Origin of the sequence: Mycolicibacterium wolinskyi, from assembly GCF_002101965.1 — a bacterium.
Taxonomy (GTDB): Bacteria; Actinomycetota; Actinomycetes; order Mycobacteriales; family Mycobacteriaceae; genus Mycobacterium; species Mycobacterium wolinskyi.
Map to the genome: position 1 here is coordinate 357,958 of NZ_LQQA01000013.1, position 12,160 is coordinate 370,117.

The 12,160-nt window shown below is 65.5% G+C and carries 13 protein-coding genes; 3 read left to right on the forward strand and 10 right to left on the reverse strand.

What is annotated here, in order from left to right; genetic code table 11:
- Positions 1 to 10: 10 nt before the first annotated feature.
- The 7 genes from AWC31_RS13850 to ccrA form a co-directional block, all read right to left on the reverse strand.
- Positions 11 to 1,168, reverse strand: a complete 1,158-nt coding sequence (locus AWC31_RS13850; protein WP_234816846.1) for an MFS transporter — start codon at positions 1,166 to 1,168, stop codon at positions 11 to 13.
- 86 nt (positions 1,169 to 1,254) lie between these two features.
- Positions 1,255 to 3,345 carry an acetate--CoA ligase family protein gene (locus AWC31_RS13855; RefSeq protein WP_085144750.1) on the reverse strand — a complete coding sequence of 697 codons (2,091 nt, stop codon included), beginning with the start codon at positions 3,343 to 3,345 and terminating at the stop codon, positions 1,255 to 1,257.
- Positions 3,342 to 4,154 (reverse strand): enoyl-CoA hydratase/isomerase family protein, encoded by an 813-nt coding sequence (locus AWC31_RS13860; RefSeq protein ID WP_085144751.1) that lies wholly within the window; start codon positions 4,152 to 4,154, stop codon positions 3,342 to 3,344. Before AWC31_RS13860 ends, AWC31_RS13855 begins: the two co-directional genes overlap by 4 nt.
- 20 nt (positions 4,155 to 4,174) lie before the next feature.
- Complete coding sequence (mctP, locus tag AWC31_RS13865; RefSeq protein WP_085144752.1) at positions 4,175 to 5,776, reverse strand: monocarboxylate uptake permease MctP; 1,602 nt, start codon at positions 5,774 to 5,776, stop codon at positions 4,175 to 4,177.
- Positions 5,773 to 6,048: a DUF3311 domain-containing protein gene (locus AWC31_RS13870; protein WP_085144753.1), complete on the reverse strand. Its 276-nt coding sequence runs from the start codon at positions 6,046 to 6,048 to the stop codon at positions 5,773 to 5,775. Before AWC31_RS13870 ends, mctP begins: the two co-directional genes overlap by 4 nt.
- Before the next feature lie 79 nt (positions 6,049 to 6,127).
- Positions 6,128 to 7,111 (reverse strand): NADPH:quinone oxidoreductase family protein, encoded by a 984-nt coding sequence (locus AWC31_RS13875; RefSeq protein WP_085144754.1) that lies wholly within the window; start codon positions 7,109 to 7,111, stop codon positions 6,128 to 6,130.
- 36 nt (positions 7,112 to 7,147) lie between these two features.
- Entirely contained in the window at positions 7,148 to 8,428 is a 1,281-nt protein-coding gene (ccrA, locus tag AWC31_RS13880; protein WP_110775062.1) for a crotonyl-CoA carboxylase/reductase, read from the reverse strand.
- A gap of 246 nt (positions 8,429 to 8,674) precedes the next feature.
- Here ccrA and AWC31_RS13885 point away from each other — a divergent pair, with 246 nt between their 5' ends.
- The 3 genes from AWC31_RS13885 to AWC31_RS13895 are packed head-to-tail and all read left to right on the forward strand — an operon-like array spanning position 8,675 to position 10,947.
- The gene (locus tag AWC31_RS13885) at positions 8,675 to 8,971 is read left to right on the forward strand and encodes an ArsR/SmtB family transcription factor (RefSeq protein ID WP_234816847.1); all 297 of its coding nucleotides are present in this window, start codon (positions 8,675 to 8,677) and stop codon (positions 8,969 to 8,971) included.
- Positions 8,972 to 8,978: 7 nt separating this feature from the next.
- Positions 8,979 to 9,875 (forward strand): LysR family transcriptional regulator, encoded by an 897-nt coding sequence (locus tag AWC31_RS13890; RefSeq protein WP_067853548.1) that lies wholly within the window; start codon positions 8,979 to 8,981, stop codon positions 9,873 to 9,875.
- 52 nt (positions 9,876 to 9,927) lie between these two features.
- Positions 9,928 to 10,947: an iron-containing redox enzyme family protein gene (locus AWC31_RS13895; protein WP_085144756.1), complete on the forward strand. Its 1,020-nt coding sequence runs from the start codon at positions 9,928 to 9,930 to the stop codon at positions 10,945 to 10,947.
- On the opposite strand, the gene AWC31_RS13900 is transcribed toward AWC31_RS13895, so the two are convergent.
- The 3 genes from AWC31_RS13900 to AWC31_RS37400 all read right to left on the reverse strand — a co-directional run bounded on the left by AWC31_RS13900 (position 10,927) and on the right by AWC31_RS37400 (position 12,124).
- Positions 10,927 to 11,160, reverse strand: a complete 234-nt coding sequence (locus AWC31_RS13900; RefSeq protein ID WP_198538951.1) for a CDGSH iron-sulfur domain-containing protein — start codon at positions 11,158 to 11,160, stop codon at positions 10,927 to 10,929. The genes AWC31_RS13895 and AWC31_RS13900 overlap by 21 nt on opposite strands.
- Positions 11,157 to 11,855, reverse strand: coding sequence for a HemK2/MTQ2 family protein methyltransferase (locus tag AWC31_RS13905; protein WP_085144757.1), 699 nt, complete (start codon positions 11,853 to 11,855; stop codon positions 11,157 to 11,159). Before AWC31_RS13905 ends, AWC31_RS13900 begins: the two co-directional genes overlap by 4 nt.
- A gap of 113 nt (positions 11,856 to 11,968) precedes the next feature.
- Positions 11,969 to 12,124 carry a hypothetical protein gene (locus AWC31_RS37400; protein WP_165765961.1) on the reverse strand — a complete coding sequence of 52 codons (156 nt, stop codon included), beginning with the start codon at positions 12,122 to 12,124 and terminating at the stop codon, positions 11,969 to 11,971.
- Positions 12,125 to 12,160: the final 36 nt, after the last annotated feature.

A 12,160-nucleotide genomic window follows, 5' to 3' on the forward strand; every position in this document is an offset into this window, starting at 1 on the left:
ACAGTGCCTTTCAGATCGTGGTCGAAGATGACTTCTGGGACCGGCTGAGGATCAGCATGGCAGTAGCGCCAACCGCGGGACCGACGGCCAGTACAGCAAGTGCTGCCGACCACGACCAGCGTTGCACGAGAACGGGAACCAGCCACACGCTCATGGTCGTGGTGAGGTAGCCGAGTGCCAGCTGGATCGACACCGCGCCACCGACGTAGACGGGATCGGCATGTTCGGTGACGAGCGCGGAGAACTGAGCGGAATCAGCGATCACCCAGAACCCCCAAAAAACGCACAAGGGCACAACAATCCACAACGGTCCGGTGCCCAGCAGGCTGAGTACCAGCGCCGCCAAACCCGAGCACACCAGCGATAAGAGCGCAGATTGCGCTCTTCCGAACCGATCGGAAAGCCGGCCTCCGACGAGGCACCCGATAGCACCGGCGCCGATGCAGACGAAGGCCAGCGCCGCCGCGGTGGCTTGTGAGTTCTGCCGTCCGGCGATCGCGGGGAGTGCAGCCAGATAGGCCCCCACCCATGCCCACATCGCGTACAGCTCCCACATGTGACCGATGTAGCCGACGTTCGCCAACGCCACATCCTTGTTGCGCAGACTGGCGAATGCTGCGGCAAAGCTGAAGGGGCGGTTGGGGAATGGGTATGGCCCCGGCCCGCGCAGCAGCAGAATGAGCAGCCCGCCGGCCATGGTCATCACCGTGGTTGCGACGATCACCTGCTGCCAGGGCACGTCACCGAACGAGCTGACCAGGTGCGGCAGCGCCGAACCGAGCGTGAGCGCGCCGATCATCACGCCGAGCGCCGTGCCGCGCCCGACGCGAAACCAGCTCGAAACCTCCTTGAGCGCAGGCGGATAGATCATGGCCAGGCCAATTCCGGTGAGCAATCGCAACGGAAGCGCGGTCACCAATCCGTTGGCCCACAACAGCGCCAGGTTGGCGGCCGCCGCGCCGACGGCGCCCACACAGATCAACTGCCGCGGCGCCACCGCGTCGGCCAGGCCGGTCGCCGCCGACGCCACGGCTCCGACAACGAACCCCAGCTGTACGGCGATGGTCAACAACGACGAGCCTGCCGTCGACAACTGCCACGACTCGACAAGCTGGGGCGCGACGAACGACGCCGAAAACCACACGCTCATCGCCAAAAACGTGCTCACGGCGATCAACAGCAGAGCTACCGAGGGACGCTGGCCTGAAACTTCGAGTGTCCGGGCCGCCGCGGGCGGCGAGACGGGGTGCCGGTTCACGACCGGCTGCCTTGGGCCCTTTTCCCCCGTCGCGTCAGCCATCGCAGACCGCCCAACGCATCGATCGCCCTGTCCGCCGAGTCGAACATCGCCACACCGGCTGCCGCGGCGACCGGCCGGAGCTGACGAACCAAGTCATCCTGGTTGCTGTCGAAACCGCTGCGAAGAACCAGCACGAGCGGGGTCTGCCCGCGTTCGGCGTTGACGAACCCCTCGGCCAACGCCCACACCAACTTTCGGCCGGGTTCGGCGGCCTTGATGTCGAAGACCGTTCCCAAATCGAGGAACGCGCAGATCGCGTCGATCGACTCATCTTCGGCGATGGCCGAGATCATGGCCCCGGTGAAACTGCCGGTCTCGTCGAACATCGACCACACCGGGATATCGACAGGATTCGACAGGCTGGTGCCGGGCGCCTCGAAAACCCGCAGCCTGCCACGAGTCGTCTCGGAGAACGGCGCCATGCGCATACCCCATCGATCCGCCCGGTCGGAGCCCACCACCGCGACACCGCCACCGCTGCCGACGAGCGCCAGGTTGTCCCCGTCGAGGCTCGGCACGAACTGCAAGAGGGTGAGGATGTCCATCAACTCGTCGAGGTCGTCGACGAGCAGGACACCGGCCTGGCGCGCGGCATCCTCGAGCAGCTGCGGATCGCTCGCCAGCGCCCCCGTATGAGATGCGGCAGCCGCGCCGCCCGCGGCAGTACGTCCACCCTTGAACAGCACTACAGGCTTGGTCATGGTCCGAGCGAGCCGGAAGAACTGCCCGGCCCAGCGATCGTCCTCAAGGTAGAACGCGACAGCGTGCGTGCGTGGATCTGCCTCGCAGAACGCCAGCAGTTCGGCAGGACTGACGTCATCGCAGTTGCCGACGGAGCTGACGAAGCTGAACCGCACGCCCAACTCGGTGCCGCGACGCACGACATCGCCGGCGTAGGTACCCGACTGCGACACCACCGCCAGATGACCTGGCGTGCTGTTGGATGCCGCCGTTCCGATCATGGTGATGCGTTCATGGGCGGTGTAATGGCCGATGCAGTTCGGGCCGAGCACCCGTAGTCCCGTTCCGGCGACCAGCCCATCGAGCGGGTCGGTGTCCGCGGTGTACACGTGGGCGCTGCGCGTGCCCTGGTCGGCCAGCGCCCGCAGGGTTGCCGGAACCGCGGAGGCGGGGACGGCGACAACGGCTCGGTCCACGCCGCGAGGGAGTTCGGCGACACTGGCCACGGTGGGCACACCACACACGCTGTCGTTCTTGGCGCTCACCGGCAGGAGACGTCCCGGATATCCGAAGTCGACCAGCCCGCGGACCGCGCGGTACCCCATCTTGCGTTCGTCTGCCGAGGCGCCGACGACGGCGATCGACCGGGGATAGATCGCCGGACGCAACGCCTCGTACGCGGCTGCCGGATCAGGGACGTCACCGGCGCGTTCATCGGTGGTATCGACTGCGGACGCGCGCGCGTCCACGGCGACGATGCGCTCGGCCGTGACGACAACCGGATTGAAGTCGATCTCGGTGATGACTTCACCGAGCAGCATTCCGCCCGGGCCACCGACGGCCATGAGCATGGCCACGACATCGTCGACCCGCTCCGGAAACCGCTTCTCGATGATTCGGCCCAGGCGCGTATCCGAGATCATTCGCCGGGCCTGCGTCGGATCGATCGGCGCGAGTGCGAACGTGACATCGTCAAGCGTCTCGATGTCGACACCGCCGTGCCCGAACATCACCACCGGCCCGAAGCCGGGGGCACGCAGACCACCGACGACCGCTTCGATGCCGCTGTCGACCATCGCTTCCACCGTGACGCCCCGCACGATCGCGCCGTTGGCGCGTTGCTGCGACAACAGCTTGTGCGTGCGGGCGTAGACCTCGTGGGGCTCGACCGCGAGAAGGACACCGCCTGCCTTGCTCTTGTGCACGACGTCATCGGCGACGAGCTTGATGGCCACCGGGCGCCCGATCGCGCGGGCAACTCGATCGGCTTCTTCGGCAGTCGGCGCGAACGCGACGGCGTTGGCCGCGACCCCGTAGCGGATCGCAAGGTCACGGACGGTGTCCTCGCGAAGTCGCGTGCTCATCGATGCGCCCCCGCCTTATCGAGCTTGTCCTGCAGATCGCCCGGTGCATCCGGATAGGCCGGCGGTCGCTTCTCCAGGAACGACCGCACACCTTCGTCACCGTCGGGCAACTCTCGGACGACGGCCGCCAGGTGCGGCTCGAGCGCTGCGCCTGCCCGCAGCCCTTCGCACCGCGTGACCCGTAAACCGGTCTTGATCGCTCGTACCACTGCAGGCGACACCTCGGAAATCTGTTGTCCGAGCGCCAATGCGCGCTCCAGAGTCTGCGCCGGCCCGCATATCTCGCTGACGAAGCCGGACCGCAGCGCGGCCTCGGCGTCGACCGGGGCTGCGGTGGCGAGCATCCTCATCGCCTCCGGATAAGCCACCACGTCGAGCAGGCGGCTGAGTTGACCGCCCACTGGTACCAAGCCGATTCGTGCGCCGACCGCGCAGAACCGGGCGTTGTCGCCGGCGATTCTGATGTCGCAGTTGAGTGCCAGGATGAAGCCTGCCGCGTACGCGGCTCCGTTCACCGCGCCGATGACCGGAGTGCCCAGCTCGGCGGGCAGGGTGAATGCCGCATTGGCCTCCGGATCACCTGCCGTCTCCGGGCTTTCGAGTACTTCTCGCAGATCGTGCCCCGAGGAGAACACGTCGCGGTCCCCGGTGACGATGATGCAACGCACGGCAGGGTCTTGGTCGGCTTCGAGTAGCAATGCCCGCAGGCGCGGTGCCATATCCCCGCTGAAGGCGTTGCGTTTGGCCGGATTACTGATTGTGAGTATCCGTACCCGGCGGTGATCGGCCCGTTCGATGGTGGCGGTCATGAGGTCTCCTTCGGCAGTTGTCAGGCAGGCGCGGTCAAAGTGGCGTCCTCGTCGCTGCATTCGGTACTGGGCGGGGATGTGGTGGTGCCTGACTGCCGCTGATCGCGTTTCAGGACTGTCGCGCTCATGCTCCACACGATCGTCACGACGAGGTTGAGGATCAGCGCGGAGATCGCGATGTACATCGGCGAAGACAGGAAGAACGGCACGGCAGTCGACCCGCCGAAGTGGTCGGCGGTGGGCGATGACACGTTGTAGGCGGCAATGGTTCCGTACGCGATGCCGACGGCCCATCCGGCGAGCAGCGCGCGCTTGTCTGCGAAGCGCACCGTGAAAAGGCCGAGCAGGACCGTCGGAATGGTTTGCAGGATCCAGATACCGCCCAGCAGCTGGAAATTCAACGCGAACTGACTGTCGAGGGTCAGGACGAACACGAGTGCGCCCACCTTGATCAGCACCGACACGATCTTCGAAATCTGGGTCTCACGGTAGGTCGACACCGCGCTCCGCGAATACTGACGAATGATGTTTCGGCTCACCAGGTTTCCTGCGCCGATGGCCATGATGGCGGCGGGCACCAGCGCACTCATCGCGATCGCGGCAAAGGCGACGCCGACGAACCAGGACGGGAACATCGCAATCAGCAACTGCGGCACGGCGAACTGCGGATTGCCGTTCAGCGGCGTGATGCCGGCCGCCAGTGCCATCATGCCCAGCAGTGCCACGAGGCCGAGCAAGACGGTGTACATCGGTAACACCGACATATTTCGTCGCACGGTCCGTGCGCCGCGGGCGGCGAACACGCCGGTGATCGCGTGCGGATACAGGAAGAACGCCATACCGGAGCCGAGCGCGAGCGTCATGTAGACACTCGCGTTGACGCTGATCGCGGCGGCCTGCGGGTCGGTCGAGTTGTTGCGGGCCGCGATCGCTTGGCCCGCATCCGCGAAGATGTTGTCGAAGCCACCGAGCTTGATCGGTATCACGATGATCGCCACGATGACGACGACGTAGGTGAGGCCGTCCTTGAGAAACGCGATCAATGCCGGCGCCCGGATACCTGACGAGTATGTGTAGGCCGCAAGCACACCGAACGCGACGAACAGCGGAAGGTGGTTGAGGAACCAGCTCGCCTGAGGGCCGAAATTGAGTCCCATGGAAGCAAAGATCACCTCCAGACCGATCAATTGGAGCGCCAGGTAGGGCAGGGTGGCCAGCAGGCCCGTCACAGTGATGGCCAGCCCGAGAGTCGGCGACTTGAATCGGTCGTTGACGAAGTCCGTAAGGGTGACGTAACCCTTTTCGTGGGCGAGGCGAACAAGTTTCGGCAGAAACAGGAAGCCGAGGGAGTACAGCACGACGGCGTTGGGTACCGCATAGAAGCCGAATGCGCCGATGCTGTAGATCGCCGCGGGCACGGCGATCAGCGTGTACGCCGAGTAGAGGTCGCCGCCGAGCAAGAACCAGGTGACGAAGCCACCGAAGCCGCGCCCGCCCAGTGCCCACTCATCGAGGTGGTTCAGATTGTTGGCGCGGCGCCATCTGCTCGCGATGAAACCCATGCCGGTGACAAGCATGATGAGGATGAGGAACACCGTGAAGGTGACGCCGTTGAAACTCATTGCTCATGCCCACCTTCGGGTTCGTGCCGGAACGCGATGAAGTAACTGGCCCCGCATCCGCAGGCGGCGGCGACCGCCATTGCCATCTGGAACCAGTAGAAGAACGGAATGCCACCGAGAGTCGGCTCGGTGCGCTGGTAAAACGGCACTGCCAACGCCAATACCACCGGCACCCCGATGAGTAAGGCACACACGAGCCGCTTCGGCCAGGACAACGGCTGGCGAGCTGGTGAATCGTCCGGCGGATTCTCCACCGACCGGGTACTGGTCATGTCGACACTCCAATGTGAGGACCAATGAACTTTGCGGTTGACTGACAATGCTCTTGCGGATGGCGACACTCGTGTGCCGTCAGCGTCGAATCACGGTCTTGCCCCGAGTTTTTCCGACGGCAAGTGCGTCGAGAGCGGCGGGCACGTCCGCCATTTCCAGCCGCTGGGTGATCAGCGGCGTGATCCGGCCTGCGGCCGCGAGCTCGAAAAGCTCCGTTTGCGCCCGCTGGATGAGCGCCGGATTGTGTCGCCGGTACAGCGTCCAGTGCAGACCCGCGATCGTGTAGTTCTTCACGAACGCGTGATTGAGCCTTGGTTGCGGAATCGTCCCGCTCGCGAAGCCCACCACGACGATCGTGCCCTCGAACGCGATGTACTTGGTGGCCGATTCATACGCGTTCCCGCCGACCGGGTCGAAGACGATGTCGGCGCCGCCGGGTGCGACCTCTCGCACCCGCGCGACCACATCCTCCTGGGCCCCGTCGATGGCTACGTCCGCGCCGGTTTCTGCCACGGTTGCCAATTTCTCCGGCCCAGAGGCGATTCCGATAACCGTCGCACCTGCCGCACGAGCGAGTTGGACAGCTGCGGACCCCACACCGCCCGCCGCGGCGGTGACCACGACGACGTCACCGGTGCGCACCGCCGCCCGTCGATGCAGCCCGAGCCAAGCCGTGAGGTAGGTCAGGTGCATGGTCGCAGCCTCGGCATCACCGAGCTGTTCCGGCACGGCCACCGCGGCAGGGGCATCCAGGATCGCCAGCTCGGCGTAGCCGCCGTGCGGCAGAACCGGCTGTCCCACCACGCGGCACCCGAGGAGATCCTCAGCGACGCCGGCACCCACCTGGTCGACAATGCCGCACAGCTCGAGTCCGGGGGTGAACGGCATGGCCGGCTTCTGCTGATATTCGCCGCGGCAGAGCAGCACGTCGGCGAAGTTGCACGATGTGGCCGCCACCCGCACGCGAACCTGGCCGGTGCCCGGTTGCGGATCGGGCATCGTCTCCCACCGCAGAACCGCGCCGGGTTCACCGTGTTCACGCACCGTCCAGGCGCCTGCCATCTGCTATCACCTCTCGGGCTCGATTCGGGCTCAGACTCAGCTACGGCGACCGTCGTCCGGCGTGGACGCGCCGACGAGGTGCACGGTGTTGCCGAAAACCTCTTCGCCCCTGCCCATCTGGGCGTGCGACCGGGCGATGTCTGCCATCGGCAGGACCCGGCCGACACAAGGATCGATCACGCCGTCGACAACCATCTGGTTGTAGGCGATCGCTTGTTCATCATTCGTGCCGTGCGAACCCTGCAGGCGCTTCTGACGGGTCCAGTGGTAGCGCAGGTCGACCATCGCGTCGAAACCGGTGGTGCCGGCGCACACCACGACCATGCCGCCGGGCTGGCAGACGAACACGCTCGTCGGAATGGTTGCGCCGCCTGGGTGTTCGAACACGATCGCCGGATCTTGCCGGCTGCCGGCGATCTCCCAGATCCGCTTGCCGAACGCCCGGGCGCTCGCCGTCCACGCCTTCTGACCGGCCGCATCGTCGACCAAGGGCGGAATACCCCAATGGTCGAACTCGCGGCGGTTGATGTAGCCGATCGCGCCGTACTTCATGGCGAACGCGCCGCGATCGTCGTCGGAGACAACCGCGATGGCACGCCCGCCTGCCGCGCGCACGAGCTGACTAGCCTGTGTGCCAAGGCCGCCGGAGCCGCCCCAGACCAGTACCAGGTCGTCCGGGGCGATCGTGTTGCCGGCCCAGCCGTGGAGCATGCGGTAGGCAGTCGTGCCGACCAATGTCGGTGCCGCGGCCTCCGCCCAACTGAGATGCGGCGCTTTCGGCAAGATCTGGTGTGCCTGTGCACGCGCGAACTGGCCGAACGAACCGTAGTTCGTGTCGTATCCCCAGATCTTCGCGCTCGGCGCGATCATCGGATCACGACCGGCGGCGATCCAACGGTCATCGGCGTCCCAAACACCTGGATGCACGACCACTTCGTCACCGATGTCCACGGAATCGACTCCCGGGCCGACCGCGTAGACGATGCCCGACGCGTCTGATCCGCCGATGTGGAAGTCCTCGGTCTCGCCGCGTCGTTGCCGAGTCGCGACTTGATCCACGGGATAGCCTCGCGCCGCCCAGACATTGTTGTAGTTCACCCCCGCGGCCATGACCGCGATCAGCACTTCGCCTGCGCCGAGAGTCGGGGTGTCGACCACCTCGTGTGCGAAGGCTGTCGCGGGGTCGCCGTAACGGTCCGGCCGAACGACCTCCGCATGCATCTTTTTCGGCACCACACCCAGCGGCGGCAACTCTCCGATGTCGACGACGTCGATCGAGGAATCGGACACCGGCGCTCGGTCGATCAGGTCGGTCACTGACACTCCTATTTCTATAGTTGTAGATCTATCGAACTATTTGGTCGATGAGCCCCCCCGAACCCATGCGCACTTCCTGTGTGTGTTCCGAGTCTCATTTACCGCTCGACTGTGAGCAATGACCAATACGGCGGAGGGCTCTGCAGATCTGCACACGTGCTGGACACAGCCCAAATGAGCGCGGAAGCCCACTCAGCGGCCTATAGTTCGATGATCCTGTAGTCGTAGAACTATCGAAGGATTCCCGTGACAGGCTCGCTGACATCCCGGCCCGCGCTCGACGACCTCATCGATGTCGTCAAGGCGCTCGGCGATCCCGTACGAGTGGACATGCTCGAACGCATCGCCGCGGTGGAGCAGATGGCATGTACGGACCTGGTCGACGAACTCAACGTCTCCGCGTCGACCGTGTCCTACCACGTGAAGTTGCTGCGTACGGCCGGCCTCATCGACGTACGCAAAGAGGGACGCAACTTCTTCTATACCTATCGCCGGGAAACCGCGGCGAAGCTCGCCGAAGCACTGCTGGGACTCGGCCGATGACGGCGCGATGATCTCGGCAGACGACTTGAGGGTGTTCCTCGAAGTCGCGCGCCGGCGGCGACTGACCGAGGCCGCCAAACACCTGCAGATCAACCACACGACGGTCAGCCGGCACATCACCAGACTGGAGCAGGCGGCGGGGCATCGCTTGTTCGACCGCCACGTCGACGGCTGGTCGCTGACGGAAGCAGGCACACATCTCATCGAGCACGCCGAGGCAATCGACGCGGCATTGCTTGCCGCACAGGAGGAATGCCTCACCGCCGGACCGTCGATCAGCGGAAGGGTGCGCGTCATCGCTCCGGACGGGTTCGGCACCTACATGCTGCTGCCGGGGCTGGGCGAACTCCGGCGCCAGCATCCCGCGTTGGTGGTCGAGATCGTCACCGCGAACCGCCACGAATCGCTTACGCCACGCGAATTCGATCTCGCGGTGACCATCGAACGCCCCCAGGCCCGTGCCGTGGACGTCCACAAACTCACCGATTTCACGCTCGCCTTCTACGCATCCCCCGAATACCTGGCGGCACACAGCCCGATCACCACCGTCGACGATCTCTACGACCATTCGCTCATCTGGTACGTCGACGATGCGCTCGAACACAGCACATTCAATCTGCTGTACGAGCTGCTTCCCCGAGCCCAGGCCCAGATTCAAACCAACTACATCGCAGGGCATATCGAAGCCGCCGCCGCCGGACTCGGTGTCGCGTTCCTCCCGACTTTCATCGGCGACAACAGCCCACAAGTGCGCCGTCTCCATCAGATCGACGCAAGAGTCCGACGGAGTTATTGGATGTCGGTACCGCGAGATCTCGCGAGACTGGCCAGAGTCCGGCTGATGGCCACATTCGTCACAAAGGTCATCGCAGCTCACAAAGTCGGCAGTGTCTTGACCGCCTGACGTGCGCGTCGAATGTGATTGAACGGCTGTTGAACTGGGTATAGGCACACGCGTGACTGCCGCCCCCATTCTCATCGAACCCAAGTTGCCCGACCCTCGTGGCCCGTTGTCGATGGCTGTCGTCAGCCTGCTGGCCGAGCGGGCTCCCAGCAATCACCTCTCGCGCGTCGAGGCGTCGCTCGGGGACTCCGATCCGTACGGCATCGACCTGCAACTGGCGCTCTACGTCTGCTACGAGCTGCACTATCGCGGCTTCGCCGGGGTGGACCCGGGCTGGGAATGGAACCCGTGCCTGCTGCATCTGCGGGGAAAGCTGGAGCATGCGTTCCTGTCCGAGGTGCGCCGCGGTGTCGGCGAGATCCAACCCGGCGAGACCGCGATGGCCGAGATGGAGCAGCTGTCGATCGAGCCCGTCGACGGTGACGGACTGTCCTATTACCTGCGGGACAAGGGCACGTGGGAGCAGATGCGTGAGTACTTCGTGCACCGCTCGCTGTACCACCTCAAAGAGGGCGACCCGCATGCCTGGGCGATCCCGCGGCTGATGGGCCAGGCCAAGGCGTCGTTCGTCGCGGTGGAGTTCGACGAGTTCGGTGGCGGCCGCGGGCCGCGTCTGCACCAGCAGTTGTTCGCGGATCTCATGGACGCCGCCGGCCTGGATTCGACGTACCTCGGCTACCTCGACAATGTGCCGGCCGAGACGCTGGCCGTGGTGAACCTGATGTCGCTGTTCGGCCTGCACCGCAGGTTGCGCGGCGCGGCGATCGGCCATTTCGCGTCGACCGAGATCACGTCGTCGCCGGGCTCCCGGCGGCTCGTCGATGCGCTCGAGCGCCTCGGCGCGCCGCAGCCGTGCGTCGGGTTCTACGCCGAGCATGTCGAGGCGGATGCAGTGCACGAGCAGGTGGTGCGCACCGACGTCGTGGGCGATCTGGTGGCGCGCGAACCGCACCTCGATCAGGATGTGGTGTTCGGAATCCGGGCGCACGCCCTCGTCGAGGACCGGCTGGCCGATCACATGCTGGAGTGCTGGGCCGACGGCCGGTCGTCGCTACGCCGACCGCTGAGCTGACCCTGTCGGGCCGGTGTCGTTCACGCGGCACCGGCGCCGATGGCTCGTATCGCACAAGGGGTAGTTCTTGCTGCGTCGGCAGGCGCAGATCGCGACCATGAAGCGGTCGGAATCCACGACGCTGCCGTCGGGCAGTTCGATGCGGACGGGGCCCTGCACCATCACCGGGCCCCCCTGCACCACCCGCACAACGCGGGGTTCGGTGTCGCTCACGGCTTGTCCGCCCGGATCACCAGCAGTTCCTCTTCGCGCCGGCCCGGCTCCAGCCGCCCGGTCTCTTCGAGCCACTCGGCCCGGGCCGACAACACCGGTCCGAACGGAATCCACTGCCACGCAACGACATCCGCGTCGAGACCGGCAGCAGACAACATCGCCAGCGTCTTACGGGGGTCGGCGAACTCCGACTGCACCAGCAGCAGGCTGCCGCCGTCGGCGAGGAGGTCGGGCACGGCCTCACACAGCGGGTCGAGGACCATCCGGCCGTCGTAACCCGCATCCCACGCCCGCGCCGGACCGATCGCTGCGGGCAGCGCTTCGCTGTCGGGATCGTGCGGCACGTACGGCGGATTGCACACCACGAGGTCGAACGGGCCGAACTCCGCGGCGCGGGCCCACGATCCCCGGTGAACCTCCACGGCGGCGCTGCTGGCGGCCGCATTGGCCCGTGCGCACCGTACAGCCCGCGGGCAGATGTCGAACGCCATGACGCTCGAGGCACCCTGCTTGGCTGCGTTGACCGCGACCACTCCGCTGCCCGTGCAGAGATCGGCCACACTGCGTGCGACCGCAAGGCCGGTCTTCTCCATGACATCGACCAGCAGTTGCGAATCCTCCTGCGGGGCGTAGACGCCGTCCACCACGATCATGGTGTCGGCGGGTTCACGGTCCTGGGTGTATGCGGTTGTCACATCGGCCTCTCGAAGGTCAAGGGGTCAGCACTGCGGTGGTTAATTCCCGGTATCACCGCTGTTCAAACCGCTATACGAATTGCTCACATCGGCCGATGTCCGCTGATGCACGCTCAATCGCGCTGTTCCTGCTGGTGTTCGGGCGTCGTCAATTCAGGCGCGATCTCGCGGGTCGCCATACCGCCTTCGCGGCCGTGGTCGGCCGGACCTGGAGGTTCGTCATCGGGTTCACCGGTGTGTTCACGGTCGGACCCCTTGGTGTGGGACATGGCTTCTGATTACCCACGTGGCGGCGGGGGAACACT